Origin of the sequence: Hymenobacter koreensis, assembly GCF_039541855.1 — a bacterium.
GTDB lineage: Bacteria > Bacteroidota > Bacteroidia > Cytophagales > Hymenobacteraceae > Solirubrum > Solirubrum koreensis.
In genome coordinates, this window is record NZ_BAABHA010000001.1 from 68,271 (window position 1) to 93,914 (window position 25,644).

Annotated in this window: 21 protein-coding genes; 7 read left to right on the forward strand and 14 right to left on the reverse strand. The window is 61.4% G+C overall.

Annotation, left to right across the window (positions count from 1 at the left end):
• Positions 1-87: 87 nt before the first annotated feature.
• Together ABD903_RS00310 and ABD903_RS00315 are read right to left on the reverse strand one after the other, a co-directional pair.
• Entirely contained in the window at positions 88-3,906 is a 3,819-nt protein-coding gene (locus ABD903_RS00310) for a T9SS type A sorting domain-containing protein (protein ID WP_345220320.1), read from the reverse strand.
• Between the two features lie 490 nt (positions 3,907-4,396).
• Positions 4,397-7,732: a pectinesterase family protein gene (locus tag ABD903_RS00315; protein ID WP_345220322.1), complete on the reverse strand. Its 3,336-nt coding sequence runs from the start codon at positions 7,730-7,732 to the stop codon at positions 4,397-4,399.
• 267 nt (positions 7,733-7,999) lie between these two features.
• Here ABD903_RS00315 and ABD903_RS00320 point away from each other — a divergent pair, with 267 nt between their 5' ends.
• The 4 genes from ABD903_RS00320 to ABD903_RS00335 all read left to right on the forward strand — a co-directional run bounded on the left by ABD903_RS00320 (position 8,000) and on the right by ABD903_RS00335 (position 11,594).
• A complete protein-coding gene (locus tag ABD903_RS00320; RefSeq protein WP_345220323.1) occupies positions 8,000-8,521 on the forward strand; it encodes a hypothetical protein in 522 nt (173 codons plus the stop codon).
• 233 nt (positions 8,522-8,754) lie between these two features.
• Positions 8,755-9,186, forward strand: a complete 432-nt coding sequence (locus ABD903_RS00325; RefSeq protein WP_345220324.1) for a hypothetical protein — start codon at positions 8,755-8,757, stop codon at positions 9,184-9,186.
• Positions 9,187-9,614: 428 nt separating this feature from the next.
• Complete coding sequence (locus ABD903_RS00330) at positions 9,615-10,598, forward strand: L-threonylcarbamoyladenylate synthase (RefSeq protein WP_345220325.1); 984 nt, start codon at positions 9,615-9,617, stop codon at positions 10,596-10,598.
• Positions 10,599-10,811: 213 nt separating this feature from the next.
• The gene (locus tag ABD903_RS00335) at positions 10,812-11,594 is read left to right on the forward strand and encodes an MBL fold metallo-hydrolase (RefSeq protein WP_345220327.1); all 783 of its coding nucleotides are present in this window, start codon (positions 10,812-10,814) and stop codon (positions 11,592-11,594) included.
• Between the two features lie 79 nt (positions 11,595-11,673).
• On the opposite strand, the gene ABD903_RS00340 is transcribed toward ABD903_RS00335, so the two are convergent.
• From ABD903_RS00340 to ABD903_RS00370, 7 genes are all read right to left on the reverse strand, one after another.
• Positions 11,674-13,098 (reverse strand): S41 family peptidase, encoded by a 1,425-nt coding sequence (locus ABD903_RS00340; protein WP_345220329.1) that lies wholly within the window; start codon positions 13,096-13,098, stop codon positions 11,674-11,676.
• A gap of 268 nt (positions 13,099-13,366) precedes the next feature.
• Entirely contained in the window at positions 13,367-15,982 is a 2,616-nt protein-coding gene (gene clpB / locus ABD903_RS00345; RefSeq protein WP_345220331.1) for an ATP-dependent chaperone ClpB, read from the reverse strand.
• A gap of 207 nt (positions 15,983-16,189) precedes the next feature.
• Positions 16,190-16,642, reverse strand: a complete 453-nt coding sequence (locus ABD903_RS00350) for a hypothetical protein (protein ID WP_345220333.1) — start codon at positions 16,640-16,642, stop codon at positions 16,190-16,192.
• Between the two features lie 247 nt (positions 16,643-16,889).
• The gene (gene bla, locus ABD903_RS00355) at positions 16,890-17,639 is read right to left on the reverse strand and encodes a subclass B1 metallo-beta-lactamase (RefSeq protein WP_345220335.1); all 750 of its coding nucleotides are present in this window, start codon (positions 17,637-17,639) and stop codon (positions 16,890-16,892) included.
• A 27-nt stretch (positions 17,640-17,666) separates the two neighbouring features.
• The gene (locus tag ABD903_RS00360) at positions 17,667-18,113 is read right to left on the reverse strand and encodes a type II toxin-antitoxin system VapC family toxin (RefSeq protein ID WP_345220337.1); all 447 of its coding nucleotides are present in this window, start codon (positions 18,111-18,113) and stop codon (positions 17,667-17,669) included.
• Positions 18,110-18,373: a hypothetical protein gene (locus ABD903_RS00365; protein WP_345220339.1), complete on the reverse strand. Its 264-nt coding sequence runs from the start codon at positions 18,371-18,373 to the stop codon at positions 18,110-18,112. The genes ABD903_RS00360 and ABD903_RS00365 overlap by 4 nt, the downstream gene beginning before the upstream one ends.
• A gap of 71 nt (positions 18,374-18,444) precedes the next feature.
• Positions 18,445-19,383 carry a DUF808 domain-containing protein gene (locus tag ABD903_RS00370; RefSeq protein WP_345220341.1) on the reverse strand — a complete coding sequence of 313 codons (939 nt, stop codon included), beginning with the start codon at positions 19,381-19,383 and terminating at the stop codon, positions 18,445-18,447.
• Positions 19,384-19,920: 537 nt separating this feature from the next.
• Between ABD903_RS00370 and ABD903_RS00375 the strand changes: the two genes are divergently transcribed.
• Complete coding sequence (locus ABD903_RS00375) at positions 19,921-20,712, forward strand: ion transporter (RefSeq protein WP_345220343.1); 792 nt, start codon at positions 19,921-19,923, stop codon at positions 20,710-20,712.
• A 38-nt stretch (positions 20,713-20,750) separates the two neighbouring features.
• Here the strand turns inward: ABD903_RS00375 and ABD903_RS00380 are convergent, their stop codons facing one another.
• The 3 genes from ABD903_RS00380 to ABD903_RS00390 all read right to left on the reverse strand — a co-directional run bounded on the left by ABD903_RS00380 (position 20,751) and on the right by ABD903_RS00390 (position 22,850).
• On the reverse strand, positions 20,751-21,542 hold the full coding sequence (locus ABD903_RS00380; RefSeq protein WP_345220344.1) for an SDR family NAD(P)-dependent oxidoreductase: 792 nt from the start codon (positions 21,540-21,542) through the stop codon (positions 20,751-20,753).
• A gap of 188 nt (positions 21,543-21,730) precedes the next feature.
• A complete protein-coding gene (locus ABD903_RS00385; RefSeq protein ID WP_345220346.1) occupies positions 21,731-21,853 on the reverse strand; it encodes a hypothetical protein in 123 nt (40 codons plus the stop codon).
• 46 nt (positions 21,854-21,899) lie between these two features.
• On the reverse strand, positions 21,900-22,850 hold the full coding sequence (locus ABD903_RS00390) for a 1-phosphofructokinase family hexose kinase (RefSeq protein WP_345220347.1): 951 nt from the start codon (positions 22,848-22,850) through the stop codon (positions 21,900-21,902).
• A 209-nt stretch (positions 22,851-23,059) separates the two neighbouring features.
• Here ABD903_RS00390 and ABD903_RS00395 point away from each other — a divergent pair, with 209 nt between their 5' ends.
• The gene (locus ABD903_RS00395; protein WP_345220349.1) at positions 23,060-23,200 is read left to right on the forward strand and encodes a hypothetical protein; all 141 of its coding nucleotides are present in this window, start codon (positions 23,060-23,062) and stop codon (positions 23,198-23,200) included.
• Between the two features lie 64 nt (positions 23,201-23,264).
• Here ABD903_RS00395 and ABD903_RS00400 read toward each other — a convergent pair whose 3' ends face one another.
• The gene (locus ABD903_RS00400; RefSeq protein ID WP_345220350.1) at positions 23,265-23,840 is read right to left on the reverse strand and encodes a DUF1353 domain-containing protein; all 576 of its coding nucleotides are present in this window, start codon (positions 23,838-23,840) and stop codon (positions 23,265-23,267) included.
• 256 nt (positions 23,841-24,096) lie between these two features.
• Between ABD903_RS00400 and ABD903_RS00405 the strand changes: the two genes are divergently transcribed.
• Positions 24,097-24,825, forward strand: coding sequence for a DUF72 domain-containing protein (locus ABD903_RS00405; RefSeq protein WP_345220351.1), 729 nt, complete (start codon positions 24,097-24,099; stop codon positions 24,823-24,825).
• A gap of 128 nt (positions 24,826-24,953) precedes the next feature.
• On the opposite strand, the gene ABD903_RS00410 is transcribed toward ABD903_RS00405, so the two are convergent.
• Positions 24,954-25,643 carry a hypothetical protein gene (locus ABD903_RS00410; RefSeq protein ID WP_345220353.1) on the reverse strand — a complete coding sequence of 230 codons (690 nt, stop codon included), beginning with the start codon at positions 25,641-25,643 and terminating at the stop codon, positions 24,954-24,956.
• Position 25,644 lies beyond the last annotated feature (1 nt).

Below are 25,644 nucleotides of genomic sequence, written 5' to 3' on the forward strand. Positions count from 1 at the left end.
TGCGGCAACCTTCAGCCTGAGTTTAAACGCAAACGCCCCGCCGGAAGAACCGGCGGGGCGCTGCAGAGGGGTAAGCGTAACGCGGGGTTACTCGCGCACGATGCGGCGCGTATCGGTGCCGCCTTCCGTAACGAGGCGCAGCACATACATACCGCGGGGCAGGCTGCTCAAATCAACAGCTTGCTGCGTGAAACCATTGGCGTTTGGTTTCACCTCGCTGCGGTATACCACGCGGCCCGTGGCGTCGAGCACCGTCAGCTCGGCCAGCTTCCGGTAGCCGCTGAGCTCCACCGTCAACCGTCCGTCGCGGGTGGGGTTGGGGAATACGCTCAGCGAAGAGCCGGCCAGCGGCTTCTGGGTGGCCGTAACCGTGAGTGGCAGCGAGGCTTGGGAAGCGCAGCCGCCGGTGCCCGTCACCACGACGGTGTAGGCGCCGGGCTGGGTGTTGCCCAGGGCCGTGTAGGTTTGGCCCGTGGCGCCGGCGATGGGCGCACCGTTCAGCAGCCACTGGTTACCCGTGGCGCTGCTCGAGGTCAGGATGGCCGTGCCCGGCGTGGTGTACTGCACCGTGACCGTGGGGCGCGCCGGCGTCGGGTTCACCGTCACCGTGGCCGTGGCCGTGACGGCCGCGCAGCCGCCGCTGGCGGCCACCGTATTCGTTACCGTGTAAGTACCCGCTACCGACGTGGCCAGGGTGATGGCGCCCGTCGTGGCGTTGAGCGTCAACCCGGTCGTCGAGGAGAACGTGCCGGCAGAAGCGCCAGTAGCCAGCGCGGGCGTTACGGTGTTCGTGCCCCCGGCGCAGTAGCTGGCCGTGGCCGGGTAGCTGAAGCCCGCCGTGGCCGGCGCCGTAATCGTTACCGTGGCCGTGGCCGTAACGGCGGCGCAAGCACCGGAGGCAGCTACCGTGTTCGTTACCGTGTAGGTGCCAGGCGTGGACGTGGACGGCGTGATGGCACCCGTTGCGGCGTCAATGGTCAAACCGCTCGTCGAGGAGAACGTGCCGGCCGTAGCGCCCGTAGCCAAGCTAGGAGCAACAGCAGCCGTAGCCGTGGTGCAGTACGTGGCATTGGCGTAGCTGAACGCAGCCGTAGCGGGAGCCGTAATCGTCACCGTAGCCGTAGCCGTTACAGCCGCGCAGCCACCCGAGGCGGCCACCGTATTGGTCACGGTGTAGGTGCCGGGGGTAGAGGTCGAAGGCGTAATGGCGCCGGTGGTGGCGTCAATGGTCAGGCCCGTAGTGGAGCTGAACGTGCCGGCCGTGGCACCCGTGGTGAGGGTAGGCGTGGCGGTAGCCGTAGCCGAGGTGCAGTAGCTGGTAGCGGCGTAGCTGAAGCCGGCCGTGGCCGGTGCCGTAATCGTTACTGTAGCAGTAGCGGTGCAGGTTCCGGGGGCCGTGTAGGTCACCGTATACGTGCCGGGCGTGGAAGTTGCCAAAGCAATAGCGCCGGTGGCGGCGTCAATCGTCAAACCAGTCGTCGAACTGAACACGCCGTTGGCGTCGCCCGTGATGGTGGGCGTGGGGTTCGTGCCGGTGGTGCAGTACGTAGCGCTGGCGTACGTGAAAGCCGCGTTGCAGGCCGAGGGAGCGGCCAGCACGAAGAAGTCGTTGCCGGGCACAATGTTCTGCGTAGAAACGATGCCCGTGATGGGCGTGGTAACCGGAGCGCCACCGCGCGAAACGTAAGTACCGGTAGCGGTAGGCGCCTGGGCCACCACGGCCGTGGTTGCGTTTACGCTCGTGTCATCGGCACCGTAGCTGAGCTGAACCGTAGCGGTAGCCGGCAGGTTAGCCGTGTTTTCCAGGCGCACATAGCGCGTGGGGTTCAGGGCAAGCTGTGCGCCGGTACCGCCGGTAGCACCGGCAATTACCGTGGCCGTGTAGGTTTGGTCGGCAGTGTTGGTAATGCCGCCCACTACCACCGGGCGCCAGCCCGTGGCGTCGCCCACCGCAAACGTGCGCGACACCGCCGTAGCGCTGTTCACCGTAATGCCCAGCGGCCCTTTCACGTACGACGTGGCCGAGCCCGTTGGCAACACCGCAGCGGCTTTGCCGATGATGAGCTTGCTGGCTGCCGACGTCGTTACGATACCGGCTGTCAAAGTCAGGGTGCTGGCCGTGGATGAGGCCCCGTTAACGGTCAGGTCGCCGCCCGCCAGCGTAATGCCCTGCGGGTTGTTGATGTCGAGAAAGTAAACCGTGCGCGAGGGCGGAACCTCAGTGCCCGTGGTGCGGGCTGCCAGCTCGGGGTTGTAAATCAAGTACAGCCCGCTGGAGGTAATGTCGAAAGTGGGTGCCACGTCGAAACTACCGGCCGAGGCAGTAGGAGCGTTCAGGCCGAAGGAAACCACGGCCAGCGCCGTGCTGGTGCTCTGCAGCGTGAGGTTGTTAGCGTTGATAACGTTGCCACGGAACATAGCCACGTTACGAGTAACGATTGGCATGCCTAGGGTTACGCCGGGGCCGCTGTTCTGAAACGTAATTTGCACGAGCGGGCTGGTAACCGTGCCGGTACCGCCAATGCTTTGTGCCACGGAGCCCTGGAAATACAGGCGGCTGCCGGTGGCGGTGCCCGTAAGGGTACCGTTGTTGGTAATGGCCGCTCCCAGCTGGAGCAGAATAGCGCCGTTCAAATTGAGCGTGGCGCCCGTGTTAATAAGCACCGTGCCGAACGGGTTGGTTTGCCCGGCGAGCAAGGCACTCTTGGCGTTGTTGGTGTTGTCGATGGTAATGTTCGGGGCATTACCGCGGATGCGGAAATCGAAGTTGGTGGCCGTAGCCGCCGTACCCACGTTCAGGGTGCCACCGGTGAAGGTGTAGTTACCCGCCACGTAGTAGTCGAGCGGGGCAGCGTTTGTGCTGCGCTGCACCAGGTTAATGCTACCGCCCGAAATGGTGGTTGCACCGTTTACCCCGAAGGAAGGCGTAGCGGAGGCATTGCCTACGGTAGACACGTTCAGCGTGCCCCCGCTCATCAGGAAGGTCATGGTGCCCGAGACGGTAGCTGCCCCGGTGAAGTTCGTGAAGCGGCCTGCTGTGTTCAGCGTGCCGCCTTCCATGATGTAGGCAGAGCTTGCCCCGAAGGCAAGGGAGTTGCCGCTGCTGCTGCCCACGTTAAACGTGCCCGCCGAAATACGCAGCAAGCCGTTAACCGTAGGGGAGCCTGTTTGCGCGACTACGGTGTAGTTGGGGTTGTTCAGCCAGAAGCTGCCGGTAGCCGGAATCACGTAGGCCGCAGCGTTACCAAATACCCGGGCGCTGATGGTGGCCGTACCCGAAATTTTCAGGGTGCCGGTCATGTCGTCGGCGGCGGGGGTGGCGGTGGTGCGGGTGAGCAGGAAGCCCTGCAGATCAGGAGCGCCGCCCTGCACGGTGAAGGCCGGCAGGTTCATGTCCACCACGTCGTCGCGCACTGCTTTGGCCAGGGTTACCGACTGCAGGTCGGTAGTACCTGTGCCGGTAAAAGTCACGTCGCCGGGGCCGGTAAAGCGCAGGCTCGAGCCGATGGCGCTGCTTGCGCTCAGGTCCAGCGTGCCGTTGTTGGTCACGCTGCCGGCCACTTGCAGGGTGTAGCCCGTGGTAGCCGAGGTCAGCAGGGAGCCGGCGGTAGCTACGGTAAGGGAAGCACAGCTGGCGGCCACGTCCAGCGTTACCGTGGCGCCACCTACGATGGTAACGTCATCGGCGGCGGTAGGAACCACGCCGCCGGTCCAGGTTGCCGCGTCGCTCCAGTTGCCGCCGGTGGCGGTGGAGCTAATAGCCGCCTGAATGCCACGCCGGGCTACCCGCGGTGCACGCACGGTTGCGGCCGCGCGCGGGGTAGCTTGCTGCGGCGCCGACAAAGCCGGGCTGGCAGACACCTCCGTGGTGTACACGGCCGGGCGTTGTTGCGCCTGCGTATTCATTAACGGTAATAGGCCCAGTGCGGCCAGCAGCCAGGGCCGCCCGCCAGAAGTCCGTAAACCAGACGTTACCCGTGTTCGGGTAGCACGTAAAAAGTTGGTCATATAAAAAAAGTGAAGGGGAATGAAGTCATGCGAAGGCCGCTTCGGTCGTTTTACGGAGAGAAGCCATGAAAAGAGTCAGGAATTGAAGCCGATGCAGCTCAGGGCAGCAGTCAGAAGAAGATATAGCAAGACAGAATCAAGAGAGTTGAACTATAAGGGCACTAAAGTTGGCGAAAAACGCCGTCGCATTTCATAAAAGCAGTGAATAATTGCATCTATTTTCGAGAAACTGAAGCACAGCCACGCTGCGGCCGAATCCAGCTCCGGCAGCTGCAGCAACAACAAGTGGCCCCGATCTGGCTACGTATATGCCCGGCTGTCTGGTAGAAACAAACACGCCCCGCTGGCAGAGCCGGCGGGGCGTGTTTTCAAGCGGCGTAACGTGGGTTTACTCGCGTACGATACGGCGAGTGTCCGTGCCACCCTCGGTGGTCAGGCGCAGCAGGTACATGCCAGCCGGCTGGGCCGAGAGGTCCACCGCTGCGGCCACCTGTCCGGCCGCAATGGACTGGCGGAGCACCACCTGGCCCACGGTGTTGAGCACCGTCAGCTGCGCGGCTTTGCGGTAGCCGCTCAGCTCCACGGTGACCTTGCCGTCGCGGGTGGGGTTGGGGAATACCTGCAGGCTCGTGCCGGCCAGCGGCTTGGCCGTAGCCGTGACGGTGAGCGGCAGCGAAGCCTGCGAGGTGCAGCCGGAGGCGTTGGTCACCACCACGGTGTAGGCGCCGGGCTGGGTGCCGCCCGGGGCCGTGTAGGTGGGGCCGGTGGCGTCGGCAATGGGCGCGCCGTTCAGCAGCCACTGGTTGCCCGTGGCGGCCGAGCTGGTCAAAATGGCCGTGCCCGGCGTGGTGTACTGCACGCTCACCGTCGGGCGCGCCGGCGTGGCCAGGATCGTCACCGTGGCCGTGGCCGTGACGGCCGCGCAGCCACTCGAGGCGGCCACCGTGTTGGTCACGGTGTAGGTGCCGGGGGTAGAGGTCGATGGCGTAATAGCGCCTGTGGTGGCGTTGAGCGTCAACCCGGTCGTCGAGGAGAACGTGCCGGCCGTAGCGCCCGCACCCAGCGTAGCCGGGGTCGTAGCCGGGGCGGAGGTACAGTAGCTAGCCGGCGTGCCGTAGCTGAAGCCGGCCGTAGCTGGCGCCGTAATCGTTACCGTAGCGGTGCTACTGCAAGTGGCACTGGCGTTATAGGTTACGGTGTAGCTGCCGGGCGTGGAGGCGCTCAGGTTGATGGCCCCCGTGGTAGCGTTCAGGCTTAGGCCGGTGGTAGAGGCAAAGGTGCCGCCCGTCGTGCCCGTAATCGTCGGCGTCGGGTTCGTGCCGCTGACGCAGTAAGCGTTGCCCGAGTAAGCAAAGGCGGCGTTGCAGGCGGCTGGGGTCAGATCTTCGCCTTTGGCCACCACGTTGCGCAGCATGGCGTAACGGCCCGTGCTGGAGCTACCGCAGCTGAAGTACAAACGAATGGTTACCGTTTGACCGGCCGCGAGCGTGACGCCCGTAGCGCCAGCCAAGGCCAGGCGGTAAGTGTTGGTGGGGCCACCAGTTTGGTTTGCCAGCAGAATGGGCGTGGTGAAACCGCCGTTGGCCGTACTCAGCAAACCGCCTGCCGGGCCCCGACCACCGGTTACATCGGCCGAGTCGGCTACAAAGCCGCTGAGCGAGTACACTACTGCCAGCTTGGTGTTGCTGGCCGTGTTGTAGAAAGCCGACGTCAGCAGCAGTGAATCGAGGCGCAGGCTGCGGCCGGCCGCGGCCGTTACCGTGAACTGCTCGTAAAACTTGCGGCTGAGGTTGCCCCCAGGGCCACCAACAGCTGTACCCCACGAACCGTCGCCGTTGGCGGTGGTTCCGAAAGCCTGGCCAAACTTGGCCGAGTACGCCCGGATAGCGGGTACGGTAGTGCCGTTCGAAACGTAGAGGTTGCGCAGCACCGAGGTGCTGGCCGTTACGGCAGACGAGCGCACGGCCACGCTGTCCTGGTTGTTAACCGTCATGGGCCACCACTGCAGCACTTCGGAAACCGCGGCTTGCGTGTTCACTTTCGTGCCCGTTACAGCTACGTTGGCTACCGGGGCGCCGGCGCTGGTGTGGGTAATGTTGCCGGCGTAAGTGCCGGCCGTGGCCGCGTTCAAACGCACGCTCACGGTGGTGGCGGCCACGGTGTTGCTGCTTGGGGTAAGCACAATCGGCGCGCTCGACCACGTAGTGCCGCCGTTAATCGAAATTTCGTAGTTGGCGGGCGGGGTAATGGTCAGGTCGGCGGTTAGGTTAACGGCCGAAACGTTGTAGGTCTGCACCCCCGAAGTGCCGGTTTGGTACTGCGCGAAAGCGCCCAAAGTACCCGTGGTGGTAATGGTGGGCGCGCTCGAAACCTGAACGGTTTCGGTGGTGTGGGTGGCGTAACCAGCTTTGGATGCGCGCAGGTAATAGTAGTAAATGCTGCCAGCGGGCGGCAGCGCATCGGTCAGCTGGAAGTTGTACGTCGAGTCGTTCTGGGCCGTCAGCTCGCTCAGCTTGCTGAACGTGGTGTTGTCGGTGGAGCGAAACAGCTCGTACTTCACTTGGTTAATGGCCCAGCTGATGTTCCAGTTCAAGGTGCTTTGGGTGGCGCCTTTGGTGGCGCGGAAGTTCGATACGGCAATTTCCGCGGCGGCATTGCCGCAGAAGCCCGCCGAAACGGCACAAGGGTCCCAGTTACCCAGCACGTTAGCGCGGGTGTACGCGGCGGTATCGGCCGGGGTGAGCTGTTGCGACCAGGCTACGCGCTGGCTTACGTTCAGCAGGTTGCCGCTGAAAGTGCGGCTCTGGAATTCGGCATAGGTAATCAGGCTGGTGTTGGTGCCCGCGTCCCAGGTGCTCCAGCCCGCGGGGGCAATCAGGCCAGCGCCCATCTGCGACTTCAGAAACACGGTTTTGTTGGCGGCCAGCGGCGAACTGCCGGTGGAGTTCTGCCAGGGCCGACCCAGCACGTACTGCGTGCCGCCGGTGTTGGCCGGTAGCCTGGTGTTGCGGAACACGTAGCCGTAGGTTTGGCCGGCCGGCGTGTTAGCCGCCGTGATGTACGACGAGCCCGCCGAGGTACGCGTTTTGGCGTACACCACGCAGTTCTCGAACAAGGCCACCGAGCTGCCAAAGATGAAATCCACGTTGCCGTCGATGTAGCAACTGCGGAAGTAGTGGCGCGGCGTGCCCGAGCCCTTGGTGTAGAGCGTGTCCTGGTTGCCCAGGAAACGGCAGTTGTAGAAAGCAGCGCGGTCGGCGTTTAAGAGCACCGCCACGGCCTGCGAACCATCACCGAAGGAGTTTTCGAAGGTGATGTTCAGGGCTGAAAAATCTGTGGCGTTTACCGTAAAGCTAGCCGAGTTCTGGGTACCAATGGTACCGCCACCGGGCAGCGGCGTGCTGGCGCCATCGTCGTAGGTAAGGATGGTGTTGGCCACGCTTTCGCCGATAATCTGTAAAAACGGCTTGCTCGAGGGAACATTGATTTTCTCTTTGTAGCGGCCGTTTTTGATGTAAATGGTGAACGGCGTGGTGCGGCCCGTGGGCGCGGCGTTAATAGCGGCTTGCACGGTGGTGTGGTCACCGGTGCCGTCCTTGGCCACGGTCAGGTCGTAGGCGAAAAGCGGCGCGCCGAAAACCGACGTCAGCAGCACCAGGCACAGCGTTAGCCAGGACCAGCGCAAGGCGTTTGTTCGCCGAAATTGCGTAAAAGTTTGATGCATGGAGGGGAGGGTTGCGGGTTAGAATGACTTGAATATTAGTCCTATAAACCGGCCTCCAACGCCTGAAAGAGCGCCTTTATTTGCGCAAACGATGCCGGGAACGTTGCCAGTCGCAGTTCTGCAAACACCACCGAAGCGCCCCCGCAAACATGGCATGGCCACCGCAACGAGCGTGGCATGCCAACCGCAAAAGCTGAAATCGAAGCATTGGCCTGCCCGAAACCATGGCTACCTTGCGTTCATTTTATTGCCGTTACAACGACTCCAATGTTGAAGCATTCAGTCTTCTTGGCCTTTTGCCTGTTGCTATCTGTCAGCGCGTTTTCGCAAGCTCCCGATTCGGTAAAAACGACTGTATCGGCCCCGGCTGCTAAACCCGGCACCGTTGCCAAACGAACCTTCAAGCAGGAAATGCTGGCGCGCTACGGGCAGAAAGACACCGCCGTGGCCATCATCAACCTGTTTGCTAAACGCCAGGGCGGCGGCGCGGCGTGGCTCGTAACATCGGGCATTGCCACCGTGCGCGGGTACGCCGCGTCGCGCGGGGCCAACCAACGGAGCATCAACGGAGTGGTGGTAGATGAGTCCGACGCTAACCCCGCGCCGGTGTTTATCATTGGAGGCTTGGCGGCGGGCTACGGCGTGAGCAAGCTGGTGCGCTTCAGCAACGGCCGTTTGGAGGAAACCCTCACGAGCTACGCCGCAGGGAAGCCGTTACCAACCTGGGTGCGGCGCCGGCTGAAGCCGAAGTTCTTTCAGGCTCCTCGCCGCTACAACGAGCGGAAGTAGCAACGGCAGGCCGCGCGTCGGGCCCGAAACACCGCCGGTATGCAGCCAGCGCGGTTTCGGGGTTTATCGAGGGTTATGGAGGCCTGCAGGGAGTTGATAGTTTACCGAGGCCCCGGCCGTGCTGGCCGAACCGAACAATAAGCACCGAAAAGGCGTTAGGGGCGGGAAAGAAAGCCCCCACCGGTTGGCGGAGCAGGCGCTATCTTGCTCCGCCAACTCCATCCCGATCCTCCATGCGCAAGCATATCCTGATAGTTGCTTTACTAACCATGCCCGCTGCGGGAGCGTGGGCCCAAAGCACCCCGGTCCTGCCCGAAGCGCCGGTTCCGCCGCCGGCCGTGGCTGCCATGACGCCGCCCCGCGTCGCCCCCGATTCCATCGACGCCGTGCGCAACCTGTTCCGCAAGCGCCGCAACGGCGGCACGGCGTTTACCGCCGTGGGCTCGTTGGTGCTGTTGCGCGGCGTCCTCACCGATAACGAGGACACCGGCATCGGCCCCTCGGCCGTTGTGGCGGCGCCTTTGCTGGCGGTGGGCCTGTCCAAGCTCGTGCGCTTCGGCAGCAAAAAAGAAGAAGCTTACATCAAAGCCTACCAGCAGGGGCGGCCGCTGCCCAAAGCCGTGCGGCGGCGCTTGCAGCCCGACTACTTCCGCCCGGTTCGGTAGTTCGGGGCCGATCCTATTAAAACGCCCCGCTGGCAGAGAGTCAGCGGGGCGTTTTCGTGTCAATGAATCAGATTTTATGCCTGAAGCCGCGTTCCTGTTTTGGTTGGAATTAGCTTGAAAGAACAACGAAAAGAGCCAGTAAGCCCTTTTTTGAACTGGAAAGGAACCAAGGCGAAACGCACCGCATCAGCTCGGCAAGCAGTGACCTGCCTCTGCTTTGTTAAGTCGATCTGTCGTCGAACGCGGCTTACTAAACGGTACCCCAGGTGCACGGCTCGGTGTCGGATCTTAAGCCGTTCAACCTGCCTGCCGTTGGAAGGTTTGCCGCACACCGGCTGCCGACCAGAACAGCGCATTGCCCGGGCTGGGCCGGGTCGCTGTACCTTTGCCCGGTGCTCCGACCGCCCGGAGCCGCTTCGTTTTGCGCCATGAACACGCTGCTGGGTACCGATCTGAACCACGCCGCCGCCCTGTTGCAGGCCGGTGAGCTGGTGGCCATTCCCACCGAAACGGTATACGGGCTGGCCGGTAACGGCCTGCGCGAGGAAAGCCTGCGCCGCATTTTCGTCGTGAAGGGCCGGCCGCTAAGCAACCCGCTGATTCTCCACTTTGCCAGCGCCGCGCACCTGGCTGGCTATGTGCGTCCCGAAGCCGTGCCGGCCGCCGCCCACACCTTGCTGGCGGCCTTCAGTCCCGGTCCGCTCACGCTGCTGCTGCCCCGCGAGCCGGCCGTGGTGCCCGATATGGTTACGGCCGGCCTGCCCGATGTGGCCGTGCGCATTCCGGCTCACCCATTAGTGCAGGAGCTGCTGGCCCGCCTCGATTTTCCGCTGGCCGCGCCCTCGGCCAATCCGTTCGGCTACATCAGCCCCACCCTGCCCGAGCACGTGCAGCGCCAGCTGGGGGGCAAGATTCCATATATCCTCGACGGCGGCCCTTGCCAGGAGGGCATCGAAAGCACGGTGGTGGGTTTCGGGCCGGCTGGGGAGCCGGTGGTATACCGACCGGGAGCTATTTCGCTGGAAATGCTCCGGGCGGTGGTACCCGGCACGCGCCTGCGGACTGCCGCCGAGAAAGAGCAGCGCGCCGCCAGCCCCGGCTTGTTGCCCTTTCACTATTCGCCGCACACGCCGCTGCAGCTCTTCGGTCCCGGCCTGGCAGCGGTACCCGCCTTCGACCCCGCCACCACCGGCGCCCTCACCCTGCGCGAGCCGGTGCCGGGCCTGCCCGAGGCGCAGCAGGTGGTGCTCAGCCCCGGCCGCGGCAACCTGGCCGAAGCCGCCCATGGCCTTTACGCCGCCCTGCACCGCCTCGACGGGCTGGGCCTGCAACAACTGCTGGCCGAACGTCTGCCGAATACCGGCCTGGGTGTGGCGCTTAACGAACGACTGGAGAAGGCAGCAGCGCGGTAGCCAAAGTGCAAAAAACGCCGCCAATCGTTTGCTGGAAAAAGCGGCCAACACGGGCCTGCCGGCTGCGGAACGGGTTGGCCCCAGGGGCGGAGCCGCCAGCCGATGCGAACTTATAACAGCCGGTAGGGTTATTGACCCGATCTGCGGGGCAGCGGGTCCGATGGGGCCCGCCCGCGAAACATGGTATTTCCCTAACCCCCGGTACAACAACAGATGAAAGCTACCCTCATGCTCACGGCCGCGCTGGCTGCTTTGGCGTTGCAAACGCAGGCCCAGTCGGCCACGCCCGCGCCGCGTGCGGCCGCCGACCAGATTGCTACCGCCCAAGGGCCACTTACGGTGCAGCCCATTACGCACGGCAGCGTGGTGTTCAGCTGGAACGGCAAAACGATTTACGTAGACCCCTACGGCGGCGCCGAAGCCTATGCCGGGCTGGCGGCGCCCGATGTCGTCCTTATCACCGACATCCACGGCGACCATCTGGACCCAAAAACCCTGGCGGGCCTCTCTCTAAACAAAGCTATGCTGGTGGTACCCCAGGCGGTGGCCGACCAGCTGCCGGCGCAGTATCGGGCGCAGGCGCGAATTCTGCGCAACGGGCAGCGGCTCGACACCTTGGGCCTGAGCGTATCGGCGGTGCCAATGTACAACCTGCCCGAAACGGCCGACTCCCGGCACCCCAAAGGCCGGGGAAACGGCTACGTGCTAACCTTGGGCGGCAAGAACGTGTACCTGTCCGGCGACACCGAAGACGTGGCCGAGATGCGCGCCCTCAAGCGCATCGACGTGGCGTTTGTGTGTATGAATCTGCCCTATACCATGGACGAGCAACAGGCCGCCCAGGGCGTGTTGGCCTTCAAGCCGGGCATCGTGTATCCTTACCACTACCGGGGCCAGAACGGCCTGAGCGACGTGGCCGCTTTCCAGAAAACCGTGCAGGCCGCCAACCGGAAAATCGACGTGCGGCTCCGCGACTGGTATCCGACGGCCAAGTAAAGGCGGAGCCGAACAACGCCCGGCCGAGCGCCTCGGCTGTGCCCAGCGCCGCTGCAGTCCTCCGTGCCGGTACCGGCCGCTACTTGCCGGCGGAGGCCGGTACGAGCAATTTATCCAGCACGTAGGTTAGCACTTCATCCTCTTCGTCGAGCAGGTGGTCCCTTACCGGGTAGTCGGGCTGGACGCCGGCAAGCTTGGTGCTGCCGTTCGGGCGAACGAAATAGCCCTTCGGTACTTTCACTACGAGCTTGGTTCTCGGCAGTACAAACGAGAACTGCGAGCCGTACATGGTGGGCACGTCGCCGGTTTCTTCGCCTACGATTTTGCCAAAGCCATAATCCTGGATAAGCGCCGCGCTTACCGCGGCCATGGAGTAGGATTGACGGTTGATGAGCACCAGCACCTTTCCGGTAAATCGTTTGGGGGCGGGTGCCGGCTGCTGCAAGGGAAAGGAGTAAGCGTAAACCTCGCCGTCGGCATGACTCAATATCGCCTTGGTGTAGTCGTCCGTCACTTCCGCGGTGTTTTGGGGGCGGCTTTGCTCCTTGAGCACGGCGCTGGACTTCAACTGAAAAGCCGAGTGCCAGCGGAAAGGCTTGTCGGCGAAATAGGCGATGAGGTAGTCGCTGTAGGCATTGTGCCCCCCCGGGTTGTTGCGCAGGTCGATGAGCAGGGTGCTGGTTTTTTGCGCCTGCAGATCGGTAAATACCGAATCGATAAACCGCTTGAAACGAGCTTCGCCATCCGGCAACGCCGAGCCGAAAGGGCCTGGGTTTAGGTAGCCCACGTCGTTCAGGTATTTAAAAGCCCGCTCCGAAGACAGTATTTCGCCACCGCGCCGGGTTTCGTATTCCATTACCGGAATGGCGGTAATCTCGTGGCTGATCATTTCTCCCCGGGCATCTTTTAGCTGAACGGTAAAAGACGGTTTGGCGCCAAGCAACGACCAGTACAGCCGGGGAAAGGAATACAACTCAAGCTTGGTGTTCTTAAAATACACCCGCTCAGCCGAGAGGTAGGGATGAATGCGGGCGAGTATTTTGCCAACCGGAATCTGGTCTATGCTGATGATTTGGGTACCCGGCTTTAGGGCGGCATTGCTGCTAAAGTTTTTGCGGACATAAGCCACGCCATCCTCCAACGCTAACTCCAGGGGAAAAACGGTGCCTCCCTGCTGGGCATAAGCTATGTACGATCCGGCGGGAAAGTCCACCTCGCAGTGACCGGTATTGGCAATAGCTGTCAGCTTTTGAAAAATCCTCGTGGTTTCCAGCAAGCCCACAGAATCCTGCGTGATGGATTGCTTTAAAGCGGCGTACGTTTTATCGAATTTTCTTTTGCTGGTATAAGCGTATAAGTTGTAGTGCGCCTTGGCTATGGTTTCGTAGCAATACGCTAAATCCGATTTAATATCTGCCGCTGAAAAGGCGGGTTTTTCCTGCGCCAGGCAAAGGAAAGGTGAAGTAATGCAGGCCAGAATCAGCAGTAGAATTCGTCTGCTCATAAAAGGTAGTTAGGAGGTATAATTTCAGCCGGTAGCACCCGGGCGGTGGCCGCTAAGTTAGGGCTTCTCATTGGTGGCAGACTTTGCTCTCTGCGCGTAACGGATACGGCTGTTCGGTACCGAAAATACCCTTGTTGGCAGGGCATAGGCGCAGCACATAACTGCTTGCTCCGGCAACTAGTAACAAGCAGTTTTGCAGTTGTTTAAAAAGCGAAAACGCCCCGCCGTTATCGGCGGGGCGTTTTTACTACTCGTTGGGGGCAGGCACTTACACGCCGGGAATCTGCACGTCCACGTTCACGAACTCGATATGCCCGTCGCGCAGCTCGGCTTCCACCACGGCGTCTTTGCTGACTTTGCCGGAGAGGATTTCCTTCGACAGCTCGTTCAGAATCAGCCGCTGCAGCACGCGCTTGAGGGGCCGGGCGCCGAAGGTCGGGTCGAAGCCTTGCTCGCCGAGGAAGTCGAGCACCTCGTCGGTGGCTTCCAGGCGGATGCCGGCTTCTTCCAGGCGGTGCTGAATCTGCTTGAACTGGATGTCGACAATCTTGCGAATCTCCTTGCGTTTCAGCGGCTGGAACATCACGATTTCGTCGATGCGGTTCAGGAACTCGGGGCGCATGTGCTGCTTGAGGCGCTCCACCACTTCCTCGCGGGTGCGGTCCACCACTTCGTCGTGGTTGTACTCGTTGAGCTCCTTGAAATTGCGCTGAATGATGTCGGCCCCGGTGTTCGAGGTCATGATGATGATGGTGTTCTTGAAGTTCGCCACCCTACCCTTGTTATCGGTGAGGCGGCCGTCGTCTAGCACCTGCAGCAGGATGTTGAACACGTCCGGGTGGGCCTTCTCAATCTCGTCGAGCAGAATTACCGAGTACGGTTTGCGGCGCACGGCCTCGGTCAGCTGCCCGCCTTCGTCGTAGCCCACGTAGCCGGGAGGCGCCCCGATGAGGCGCGACACGGCGTGGCGCTCCTGGTACTCGCTCATGTCGATGCGCACCATGGCGTTTTCGTCGTTGAAGAGGTACTCGGCCAGGGCCTTGGCCAGCTCCGTCTTGCCCACCCCAGTGGTGCCGAGGAAGATAAACGAGCCGATGGGCCGCTTGGGGTCCTGCAAGCCGGCGCGGGAGCGGCGTACGGCGTCGGAGATGGCCGCAATGGCTTCGGCCTGGCCGGCTACGCGCTTGCCCAGCTCGGCTTCGAGGTTGAGCAGCTTCTCGCGGTCCGATTGCAGCATCTTGCTTACTGGGATGCCGGTCCACTTCGCCACTACCTCGGCAATGTCCTCGTGGGTTACCACTTCCTGCAGCATGGAGCCACCGTCCTTGTTCTGGTTGGCCTGCTCCTGCAGCGTCTTCAGCTTGGCCTCGGCCTCCTGAATCTTGCCGTAGCGCAGCTCGGCCACGCGGCCGTAGTCGCCCTGCCGTTCGGCCTGGTCGGCTTCCAGCTTAAACCGCTCAATGGCTTCCTTCTGCTCCTGGATGTCGTTGAGCACGTTTTTCTCCGACTCCCAGCGGGCCTTCAGCGAGTCGCGCTTGTCGCCCAGCTCGGCCAGCTCCTTGTTGAGTACGGCTTCGCGGTCCTTGTTGTCTTCGCGGCGGATGGCTTCGCGCTCAATCTCCAGCTGCATGATGCGGCGCTGCACCTCGTCGAGCTCCACGGGCATGGAGTTCAGCTCGATGCGGAGCTTGGCCGCCGCCTCGTCCATGAGGTCGATGGCCTTGTCGGGCAGGAAGCGGTCGGTGATGTAGCGGCTCGACAGCTCCACGGCGGCAATTACGGCGTCGTCGGTAATCCGCACGCCGTGGTGCAGCTCGTACTTCTCCTTGATGCCGCGCATGATGCTCACGGCATCTTCGGTGCTGGGCTCGTCCACCATCACGGCCTGAAAGCGGCGCTCCAGGGCCTTGTCTTTCTCCACGTACTTCTGGTACTCCTTGAGCGTGGTAGCCCCGATGGAGTGCAATTCCCCGCGGGCCAGGGCCGGCTTGAGCAGGTTGGCCGCGTCCATAGCGCCCTCGCCGCCGCCGCCCGCCCCAATGAGGGTGTGCATCTCGTCGATGAACAGAATGATCTGGCCTTCGGAGTCGGTTACTTCCTTGATAACGGCCTTGAGGCGCTCCTCAAACTCGCCCTTGTACTTGGCGCCGGCAATGAGCAGGCCCATGTCGAGCGACATGATAACCTTGTCCTTGAGGTTTTCAGGCACGTCGCCGGCCACAATGCGCTGGGCCAGGCCCTCCACGATGGCGGTTTTGCCCACGCCCGGCTCACCCAGCAGCACGGGGTTGTTCTTGGTGCGGCGCGACAGGATCTGCAGCACGCGGCGGATTTCCTCGTCGCGGCCGATGACGGGGTCCATCTTGCCCGAGCGCACCTGCTCGTTGAGGTTGCGGGCGTAGCGGTTCAGGCTCTGGTACTGGTCCTCGGCCGACTGCGACGTGACTTTGCGGCCGCCCCGCAGCTCCTTGATGGCGGCTTTGAGGTCTTTGGTGTTGAAGCCCGTGTCCTTGAGCAGGGTAGCCACCTGGTCGCGGCCGTCCACGAGGGCCAGCAGCAGGTGCTCCACCGATACGTACTCGTCATCGAACTCCTTGAGGAAGCCGTTGGCGCGCTGCATGGCGGCGGCAGCTTCGTTGGCGAGGTAGGGCGAACCGCCGCTCACCTTGGGGTACGCCTGCACAATGGCATCCAGGCGCGGGGTGAGGATGTTCAGGTTTACGCCAAGCTTGCCGGCCAGAAACCCGGTCACGTTTTCGTCCACCTGAAAGACGGCTTTCAGGAGGTGGCCCGTCTCGATGGCCTGCTGCTGATAGCCGCCGGCAATTTCGGTGGCCTTCTGCACGGCCTCCTGAGCCTTGATAGTGAAGTTGTTGAAGTTCATAGCGCTAAGTCTGTTTCAGGTGCTCTGGTTCTGCTGATACGGACTTAGCAAATGGTGGGCTAGGTGGGTAAAGCGGACTTTTTGGCTGAAAAGCAGGATTTTGCGCCCGTGTTTTTGGACAAAATGACGTGAATGTAAGGGTATGTGCCGGGCTAATGAGCCATAAAGACAAGCACAATGCCTGCGGTTGGATGAATCAGCAATGCCTTAGTATGGCTGGCCCGCGTTCCACTCCTGATGCAGGCGACGAGCATTGAAGCGCCACACGATGAGCGTGGACAACGCCCAGAGCAGCAGCAAGCCCGCAAGTGGTCCGCTGTGCGGGCGCAACTGGGGTAAAAGCAAGGCCATAAAGGGAAACGTAGCGGGCACTAAACTGTATAGGCTGAGCCGGGAACGGAAGGCCTGAAACTCGGCCGGACGACCGGTGCGCGTGCCTGTTGCTACGAGCAGGCGTTGCATCAAGATTAGCATGGGCAGAAAGCCTGCAATTGCCGCCATACTTGCATATAAGACAAACGCGAAGGGCACGAGGAGCAACACGGCCGCGGTCTTGAAATCGTCGGTGAAGGTGGCGGCTACGAATGCTGCAACGGTTAGCAGGACTAGGGTAAGCCCGATCATTTGCAGCCACAAGTAGAGGACGCGGGTGCGGAACAAGGGAATGGTTGTTGGGGTGAAATAAAGCGCCTCAGAGCAGGAAGTTACTCCGCTCCGAAGCGCTTTAGATGACAAATAGAATTGGGCAGTGTGGTGGGGCTGCTTCGGATGGGCTTGGTTTAAAAATTCTAGCGTGGGAGGCTCAGTCTCTCGGTATGGCTGGTCACGAGTTACGCTACGCTAAACTCGCGCCAGTAGGGGCCAGTAGGGGGAAATTACGCCTTCGCTCACGCGCACCGGTAGGCTTTTAGGGCTGCTGAAACAGCCGAATGGTGTAATCGAGCAGGCTTTGGTCGCCGGGTTTGCCGTGGCCGGGAATCACCACGCGCACGTTGGGGTGCTCTTGCTTTACCCGGGTTACCGTGGCGGACCAGGCTTGCACGTTGGCATCGGCCAGGTTGCCTTTGGTGGCATTTAGCTCTTTGAGCAAACACCCGCCGAACAGCACTTCGTCGTCGGGGAAATAGCCCACCACGTTGTCGTGGGTGTGGCCTTCGCCGAAAAACGTAGCGAGTACCTGCGTGTTACCGAAGGGCAACGCTAGGCTGGTGGTAAAGCCGCGCTGGGGCACGTTAAATTTGGCCTGCTTGGCGTAGGTAATCGTTGGTTCGTGGGCGTAGGAGGGGATGTTATGGCGCGCAAACTCTTTCAGGCCGCCCAGGCAGTCTTCGTGAAAGTGGGTGGGAATTACGGCTTTAACGGTGCAGCGAAGGTCTTTTTTGATCCAGTTGATCAGTTCTTTGGAATCCTTGTCGGTGGTGGGGGTGTCGAAGACGACCGTTTCCCCTTCACTCTTCACGATCATGCCGTTGCACGGCACTTTGCCGAAGGTTTTGGAATCCAGAAAGGAGGTATGCACGAAGGTGTTTTGGGCTACCTGGGTGATGGTTAGCCGTTTCGACTGGTAAACTACTTTGCCCGCTTCAGGGCTGGTGCCTTGCTCGGTTGTTTTGGCTGCAAGGAGTGCCGGCAACACGAAGAGAAGTAGAGGTTTCATGGTTTAAACTGGCGGCAGAGGCCTGAGTTACTGCAACTGCTGAGCGGCGGATAATGCGGGCGGCGCATCAATCCAGTTCTCCAGCCAAATACCGCCAAGGTCCGCGAAATGGCGGGTGTTACGCGTGACTAATGTTAAGCCATGGGCCAGGGCCGTGCAGCCGATAAGCAGGTCGAAATCATCTACCGGGCGGCCGATGCTGCGTAGTCGGGCTTTTTCGGAGCCGTAGAGCTCAAAGCAGGCGGCAATGGGGAGTATGCGGTTGCTGAATAGCTGCTGGATTTTCGCCAAGCTTTGCCGGTTGGCTGCCTGGCGCGTAGGGGCACTTTTGGCAATGCCGTAGATGAGTTCGGCTATCGTCAGCTCGCTAACAAAGCAATTATGTACACCTACCGCATGCAATTTGGTGGCTAGCGCGGCTTCTCCTTTCAGAAAGTGGATGCAGATGTTGGTATCGAGCAGGTATTGGCTCATAGCTCCACGTCCCGGTCGCGGAAGTAGCGGGCTTCGAGCAGCTGCCGGGTTAGCTCGTCGCCGCTTTCTTCGGACTGCCATGAGCCGAATAGCTCGTGCATCAGGCGCTGTTGCTCGGCTTCAGACAATGCGGCGGCTGGTGCGTTGGTCGTGGCCGGATGCGGAATGACGGTGGCCGTGGTTTCAGGCAGGCTTTGGAGCAGGCGCAGCACGTTGGCGGCTTGGTCGTCGGGGAATTCCAGTTCGAGGGCGAGTTTCATGGCTAGCTAAGATACGCAATCGAAAAAACCTGCAGGATCGGGAAAGTGGAGCATGGAAGCTGGAAAACCGATCAGGCTGCTTGCTCCTTCTTGTCCTTGCCTAGCAGCTTCTTAACCAGCAGCACCAGTTTCTCCACCACAAAGCCAATCAGTAAGCCGCCAATAGCACAGGAAAGTGCTTTGGCCAGCCAGGCCAGCGCGGGAACATCAGCTAAAGCTACTTCCAGCTCGTGCAGCAGGTGCGCGGTAAACGGAATGCCGTGGGCAATAATTTCGGCTCCCACCCACAGCATGGCGGCGGTGCCCACGTAGCTCAGGATGCTGAGGAAGTGCGGCATGAATTTCACAATGCCGCGCCCCAGCTTTTGCGTAGCGGGGTGGTATTTGTCCTGGGCCAGGTGTACGCCGAAATCATCGGCTTTCACGATCAGGCCCACAAAACCGTACACGGCAATGGTGATGAACACGGCTACGGCCGCCATTACGGCAATCTGGTTTACCACCGTTTGGTCGGTTACCTGGCTGTAGGCAATGGCCATGATTTCGGCCGACAGAATAATATCGGTGCGCACGGCGCCGGCCACCCGTTCCTGCTCCAACTCCTCGGGCGTAATGGTTTTTACCTGCTCGCTTTCTACGTTCACCTCGTGGTGCTTGCTGAACATGGAATGCACCTTTTCATAGCCCTCGAAGCACAAGTAAGCCCCGCCCAGCATGAGGATGGGCGTAATGGCCCAGGGGGCAAAATACCCCAGCACCAAGGCGGCCGGACTCAGAATCAATAGTTTATTGATCAGGGACTTTTTTGCAATCCGGTAGATGATGGACAGCTCGCGGGAGGGGTCGAGGCCCACCACGTATTTGGGCGTAACGGCCGTATCGTCGATAACAATGCCGGAGACTTTGCCGGTGGTTTTGGCTACTTGGGCAGGCACGTCGTCCAGACTGGCCGCGCTTACTTTTACCAAAGCAGAAATATCATCTAGTAGCGCAAAAAAACCTGAAGCCATGTGCTGTGTGTTCGTTACTGAATTGTCGTTTCCCAGTGGTTAGGCGGTGTTGCTCCGCTCAACTCGGAGGCAAGTTATGGCGGTTCCGCAAACGGGGCATGCACGCCTTATACGGGCGGGGTGCGATGGGTGCGGTTGCCGGGCCAGTACTTCGCATCCTGAGTGCCCATTTGGTTGCTGGTTTCGTGCCGGGCCGTTGCCAGCGCTACTTCGGTACGGGCCTGGGCTGTTTGGGATTAAGCCGGGCCTAACTGGTCGGGAGCAAGAGGCGGATACGGGAACGGCTGGTGCCTTTCGGTTGCTCAGGTCTCCAACTCGGGCAAGGCCCGGTGAGTTGTCCGGCGCGGAGGTTGCCCCTGGGCGGGGCTGCGAAGCGAAGGGAAGTGCGCCTGGGAAACAAGGCAAAATGCAGGCACGGTATAGCGTGGGGGCGACGCCTGTTCAGCGCCTGCGCCGGGCCATATAACTCCGCCGCATAGCGGGCGTATGCACCAGGGCGGCCCTTATGGCACGCCGCGCCACCCGCACCGCATAGGCATGGCTACTTCTCCCTCTGAAAAAGAACAGCTGCAGCACGAGCGGCATGAGCTGCTGGAACAACTAACCGACTGGCTGGAAACGCCCATGCTGGTGCTGGGCTTCGTGTGGCTGCTGCTGCTGGGAATCGAGCTGATTTGGGGACTTTCGCCGGCGCTGGAGCACCTGAGCCTGGGCATCTGGGTGTTATTTATCCTGGACTTCGCGCTCAAGTTTATACTCGCACCGGCCAAGCTGCCTTTCCTCAAGTCGAATATTATCACGCTTATTTCGCTGGTGGTGCCGGCGCTGCGGCTGTTCCGGCTGGCGCGGGTGCTGCGGGCCGCCCGGGCTGTGCGCGGGCTGCGGCTGGTGAAAGTGGTGGGGTCGTTAAACCGGGGCATGAAGGCGCTGGCGGCCAGCTTTGGTCGGCGCGGCATTGGCTACGTGGTAGGCCTCACGGGCGTGGTGCTGCTGCTGGGCGCCGCCGGCATGTACGCCTTCGAAAAAGACGTGCCCAACGGCCTCGGGACCTACCCCGAGGCCCTGTGGTGGACGGCCATGGTACTCACCAGCATGGGCAGCGAATACTGGCCGAAAACGGCCGAAGGGCGGACCCTCTGCTTTCTGCTGGCCCTGTATGGCTTCGCCGTGTTCGGCTACTTCACGGCCACGCTGGCGTCCTTTTTCATGGGCCGCGACGCCGAGGACCAGGGCGCCGAAATAGCCGGATCGGCGCAAATAGAGGCCCTGCACGAGGAGGTGCGGCAACTGCGGCAGGAGCTGCGCAACAGCCGTTCGGCTAACCCGTAATGCCGCCGCGAAACCACGGCGGCCCTGCCGGCGGATGCTTAATGCCGGACTTCCTGCAGCTGCGTGTTCATGAGCGTGGCCAGCACCGAATCGGGCAGCACGAGGCTGGAAAAGAAGTTGGCTTTGGCAGCCAGCGTGGGCAGGGAGCGGGCCGCGCCCTCCATCATGGCATCGTAGCCTTCTTCGGCCACCTCGCGGGCCGAGGCCGTGTGGTTGGCGGCCCAGGTGTGCTCGGCGTGGGCTACCTGGAAGAAATTGGTGTCGGTGGGGGGCGGGCAGAGAATGGTCATGGTTACCGCCGACCGCTGCTTTTTCAGCTCGTGCTGCACGGCCTCGGTGAAGCTGAGCACAAAGGCCTTGGTGGCCGCATACACGGCCTGGCAGGGGCTGGGCGAAAACGAGGCCACGGAGCCCAGCTGCAGAATGCGGCCGTAGTTGCGGGCCATCATGTCGCGCAGGTACAGCTTGGTCAGGTGCACCAGGGAGGTAGCGTTTACCTGAATCATGCGCAGCTCGGTTTGCATGTCGGTATCGGCGAAGTAGCCCGTTTCACCAAAGCCGGCATCGTTTACCAAGGCGTCGATTTGCAGACCGCGCCGCTGGGTTTCGGCGTAAAGCTGCTCGGGCGCTTCGGGGCGGCTCAGATCCAGGGGCAACAGCAGAATGTCGACGCCGCCGAACTCCTGGTGCAGCAAGCGAGCCGCCTCCTGCAGTTCTTCGAGGCGGCGGGCCACCAGCACCACGCGGTAATCGTCGCGGGCGAAACAGCGGGCCAGCTCGAAGCCAATGCCGCTGGACGCGCCGGTAATGAGGGCAGTTTGCTCATTCATGGCAGTAGGAGTTACGGTTTCTATTAAGATACTGATTAATAGATGAAATAATTGGATAATGGTGGCTTGCCACGGCCAGAAAGTACGGCAAAAACCGAGGAAATAAGGCACGCTCCGCCTGGCCGTAGAACGGCAGGCAACGGCGTCGGTAAGAAGACACGCCCGCAGGCCCTTTACCAGGAGAAAGGCTAGGATTCGCAGCGCATCACCAGCCAGGCCACCACCGCTACCGCCGCCAGAGAGCTTACCCGCAGCACGAAAAATACCCAGGCGGGCAGCTCGGGTTTTTGGGGCGGTTGAGACAGAGACATAGCGCGGGAGTTGATGGGTATAGGCGAAAAGAGGGACGGGCTGGGGCTAAGCGGCTACCGCCGGCATGGTTTGAAGCAGCCAGTGGTAAAGCTTGTCCACGTCGGCCTTCTTGAAAAGCTCGGTGCCGGGGTTCATGGTGGCGGCCGTACCGCAGGCCACGCCCAGTCGCACTGTTTCGCGCACCGAAAGGCCCGTCGACAGGCCATACACCAGTCCGGCCACCATGCTGTCGCCGGCGCCCACGGTGCTGCGCTTGCGCACGGCAGGCGCGGGAATATGGTCAACTAGGTCGCGGGTAACCACGCATGCTCCCTGGGGGCCGAGTGAGGTCACCACGATTTCGCATTTCCCTTCGTGCACCAGGCGCCGTGCCATATCGGCCACGGCGTCGTTGTCCAGCTCCTCGACGCCGGCCATTTTGCTGAGTTCCCCCACGTTGGGTTTGGCCAGGTACACGCCCTCGGCCAGGGCCTGGTGCAGGGCCGGCCCTGAAGTATCGACGACTACTTTAATGCTCAGCTCCTTAGCGGCCCGAATGATGCGTACCACCAGTTCTGGCTCGACGCCGGGCGGCAGGCTGCCGCTGATAACCAGGTATTCGGGCTTTTCCGGCAGGCTGCGCAGGCTTTCAAGCACCTGCTGCTGCTCGTCGGGTGTGAGCGGTGAGCCAGGCATGCCAAAGCGGTACTGCTGCCCGTTTGAAGCATCAACGACGATGAAGTTTTCGCGGGTGCGGGCGGCCACGGGCACCGCCTGCTGTTGGATGTGCTCCTGTTCGAGCAGTTCCAGCAAAAGCGTACCCGAGGGGCCGCCCACCGGAAACACCGCCACCGAGTCGGCCCCCAGGCGCCTGAGCCCCCGCGACACGTTAATGCCCCCGCCGCCGGGCTCGAACTTGGGCGCGGCGCACCGCAGCTTGTGGTCGGGAATAATCTGGTCGGCGGTGGTGCTTTTGTCGACGGTCGGGTTCAGGGTGAGCGTTACGATACGCGGCATACGAGTGGGTATTAGAAGCGGTACAATTGGCCGTGGAGCGGGCTAGGTTTCAGCGTGTACCCGCCATGAGCGGTTTGGTTACGCCGAGCTGCTACACGAGAACGGCTAACAGGTTATTATTTAGATTTTTGTGTTATAAATACGGATGCAATATGCAGCGGAAACGCTGTATATTTAAGTACACCGTTACGGCCGGGGGCCACGCGACTATGGAAACCACCAAGCACTCCACCGAAAGCCTGAAGTACCGCCTTTCGCACCCCTCGTGGTGGGTGTACATGCTTACCATTCCCGGCGTTTACCTGCTGTACTGCGTGCTGTACTGGTCGGGCGTGCTTTCGGGCCGTTAAGGGCGCCGCTTTCCGTATAAATGGGAACCCACGGGCGCGTTGGTTTACGTGCGTCTGTTGGGAGTCACGCCGTGCCCGTCTGCTGGTTCTGCGGTTGCGCAGCGGTGGCGTATCGGTCTATTTCCTGCAACGAAACCCGGTCGCCGTGCTGCTGCACATAGCTGTGCGCCAGTGTAACGTAGCGCAGCTGGGCTTCTTCCGATGACGCTGGTGTGCTGCTGCCGGGCGTGTTTTCGCCGTACATGTGGTGGGGCCAGCGCGGCCCGAAATTGCGTACGGCCAAGTACATGACTTTGGCCAGGCCCAGGGCTATGCCGCCGGCCAGGCAGGCGTGGTAAAACATCTGGTGAACATCCTGCCAGGGCCGTACGCGGGCGTTGCAGGCCACGTTGTGAATAATGAAGGCGTGAGCATAGCTAGCCGTAAAGGGCGAGCCGAACAGCGTCCAGAGGGCATGGGGAATACTGCTGGCGTCCACGAGGCTGCCAGCGGGCGCGGTCCAGCGAATACCGGTTACCTCCACGAAAAGAAAGTCGTTGAGGAGTTTCGCTGTGGGGTTCGGGGTGTTGACATCGGTAATAAACTCCAGCTCCGGAGTCCCTAGAAATTTCCCGGCGTGGTCGTGGCTAGGGAATGGCATAGCGAAGAGGATTAGCTGGGTAAGGATGAAAAACAGCGAATAAGCCTGGGAAAAAAGCGAGAGGGAAGTGGTACGGGAAAAATTAAACGCTGTTCAACAATAGTAACATTTTGCTATATAAGTAATGCTTTTTATTTGGGTGCCCGGCCGGCTTATACGGCGGTGCTAACTACCGGAGGAAGCCGCCGCTGCGGTAGCCTTCGTACCTCCCGCGCGCTTTTGCGTACAGCCGCTGTCAGCAAGCTCCGCTCTACGCATGAATACCCCCCGCATTGGCTGTTCCGGCTTCCACTACCGCGACTGGAAAGGCGTGTTTTACCCGCCCGAATTGCCTCCGCGCAAGTGGTTTGGGTACTACTGCACGCAGTTTAATGCCTTGGAGCTGAACGTTACCTTTTACAAGATGCCCGAGCTAAGGGCTTTCGAAAACTGGTACGAGCAGAGCCCCGAGGGCTTTCGGTTCGCGGTGAAAGCGCCGCGCATCGTTACGCATTACAAGAAGTTCAGCCCCGAAGCGGCGCCCGTACTGGCCGATTTTTACGGGTTGGTGCGCGAAGGCCTGCGCGAGAAGGTGGGGCCAATACTGTTTCAGCTGCCGCCCAAAGCAGCTTACACCGAGGAGCTGTTTGGCCGCATCCTCGGGCATCTCGACCCCAGCTTTTCGAACGCGCTGGAATTCCGGCACCCCAGCTGGTGGGAAGGAGAAGTATTACGCACCCTTGCGCAGCACAACATCAGCTTTGTGGGCCAGAGCCACCCCCTGCCGCTCCCCGACGATGTAGTAACGACCAATAGTCTGCTCTACTACCGCCTGCACGGCGTGCCGGAACTGTACAAATCGAGCTACAGCGCGGAATATCTGACGCAGCTGGCCGCCGATGTGCAGGCCGCGCCGGGCGTAAAAGAAGCGTACGTGTTCTTTAATAATGGCATTGGGGGCGCCGGCGTGCTCAATGCGCAGGCCCTGCAACGCTTGCTGCGCTAGGTACCTGTTGGTTTTTGCTGAGCGTGCCGAAAAAAGTTGTCACCAGGCAAGCCTCGCTAACGCTTCGTTGGCCGAGCCGGCTAGTTGGGTGCGTGGGTAATGCGGGCTGCTGCTTTGGCATTGGTATGCTACAGCAGCAGGCCAATTTTAAAGCCGGCCGGCAGGTACACACCCCGTTGGCCATAGTCGAGGAGGCCGGCGCGGTAACGGCTTTCGGGCAGCTCCGAGCGAAAACTGCTGTAGCGGTAGCCCAGCCCAATATAGAAATCGAAGGTAATAGGCGTGGCTTCCAGCAAGTCCTGAAAGCCCAGCACCGCCGACGCGCCCACGCGGGTAATGTCCTCGGTGTAAGGAACCGGAACCAAGGCGTAGTAAGTAAGGCCGAAACCATCGGGCCGCTCCACCCAGGTATCCTGCACAAAACTCATGGAGAAGCGCTGGTAACTTGGTCCATAGCCCATATACAAGCCCCGCAGCTGCGCATCGGCCACGGAGCTTAGGTACACGCGGTGCAGCAGTTCGGCGCCATAGCCGTGCACCTGCTCGTTCTGCCGGCTAACGTTGGCGGCGGTAATGTCGAGCACGCGGCCGTTGTAGTACTGCCCGGTGAGGCCCACACTGTGCCGGGGGTAGCCCGCAAAGCTTTTCTCGATTTCCAGGTGGTAGCCGCGGGCCAGCAGCGGAAAAGCGTTCAATTTAACCACCAGTTGCCGCGGCCGCCGCTCCACCGCCGGTGCCGATTGAGCCCAGGCGCGCGGAATCTGGCTCAGCAGAATTCCTGCGGCCAAGGCTACTACACGGCGCGTTACTGGCCTCATG

Excerpts from the sequence above, each read along its gene's own strand:
- bla (WP_345220335.1), bottom strand. The coding sequence starts at position 17,639 with ATGAAACCTCTACTTCTCTTCGTGTTGCCGGCACTCCTTGCAGCCAAA.
- ABD903_RS00405 (WP_345220351.1), top strand. The coding sequence starts at position 24,097 with ATGAATACCCCCCGCATTGGCTGTTCCGGCTTCCACTACCGCGACTGG.
- ABD903_RS00390 (WP_345220347.1), bottom strand. The coding sequence starts at position 22,850 with ATGCCGCGTATCGTAACGCTCACCCTGAACCCGACCGTCGACAAAAGC.
- ABD903_RS00385 (WP_345220346.1), bottom strand. The coding sequence starts at position 21,853 with ATGTCTCTGTCTCAACCGCCCCAAAAACCCGAGCTGCCCGCCTGGGTA.
- ABD903_RS00370 (WP_345220341.1), bottom strand. The coding sequence starts at position 19,383 with ATGGCTTCAGGTTTTTTTGCGCTACTAGATGATATTTCTGCTTTGGTA.
- ABD903_RS00340 (WP_345220329.1), bottom strand. The coding sequence starts at position 13,098 with ATGAGCAGACGAATTCTACTGCTGATTCTGGCCTGCATTACTTCACCT.
- ABD903_RS00365 (WP_345220339.1), bottom strand. The coding sequence starts at position 18,373 with ATGAAACTCGCCCTCGAACTGGAATTCCCCGACGACCAAGCCGCCAAC.
- ABD903_RS00335 (WP_345220327.1), top strand. The coding sequence starts at position 10,812 with ATGAAAGCTACCCTCATGCTCACGGCCGCGCTGGCTGCTTTGGCGTTG.
- ABD903_RS00310 (WP_345220320.1), bottom strand. The coding sequence starts at position 3,906 with ATGAATACGCAGGCGCAACAACGCCCGGCCGTGTACACCACGGAGGTG.
- ABD903_RS00410 (WP_345220353.1), bottom strand. The coding sequence starts at position 25,643 with ATGAGGCCAGTAACGCGCCGTGTAGTAGCCTTGGCCGCAGGAATTCTG.
- ABD903_RS00360 (WP_345220337.1), bottom strand. The coding sequence starts at position 18,113 with ATGAGCCAATACCTGCTCGATACCAACATCTGCATCCACTTTCTGAAA.
- ABD903_RS00380 (WP_345220344.1), bottom strand. The coding sequence starts at position 21,542 with ATGAATGAGCAAACTGCCCTCATTACCGGCGCGTCCAGCGGCATTGGC.
- ABD903_RS00395 (WP_345220349.1), top strand. The coding sequence starts at position 23,060 with ATGGAAACCACCAAGCACTCCACCGAAAGCCTGAAGTACCGCCTTTCG.
- ABD903_RS00325 (WP_345220324.1), top strand. The coding sequence starts at position 8,755 with ATGCGCAAGCATATCCTGATAGTTGCTTTACTAACCATGCCCGCTGCG.
- ABD903_RS00330 (WP_345220325.1), top strand. The coding sequence starts at position 9,615 with ATGAACACGCTGCTGGGTACCGATCTGAACCACGCCGCCGCCCTGTTG.
- ABD903_RS00400 (WP_345220350.1), bottom strand. The coding sequence starts at position 23,840 with ATGCCATTCCCTAGCCACGACCACGCCGGGAAATTTCTAGGGACTCCG.
- clpB (WP_345220331.1), bottom strand. The coding sequence starts at position 15,982 with ATGAACTTCAACAACTTCACTATCAAGGCTCAGGAGGCCGTGCAGAAG.
- ABD903_RS00320 (WP_345220323.1), top strand. The coding sequence starts at position 8,000 with ATGTTGAAGCATTCAGTCTTCTTGGCCTTTTGCCTGTTGCTATCTGTC.
- ABD903_RS00375 (WP_345220343.1), top strand. The coding sequence starts at position 19,921 with ATGGCTACTTCTCCCTCTGAAAAAGAACAGCTGCAGCACGAGCGGCAT.
- ABD903_RS00315 (WP_345220322.1), bottom strand. The coding sequence starts at position 7,732 with ATGCATCAAACTTTTACGCAATTTCGGCGAACAAACGCCTTGCGCTGG.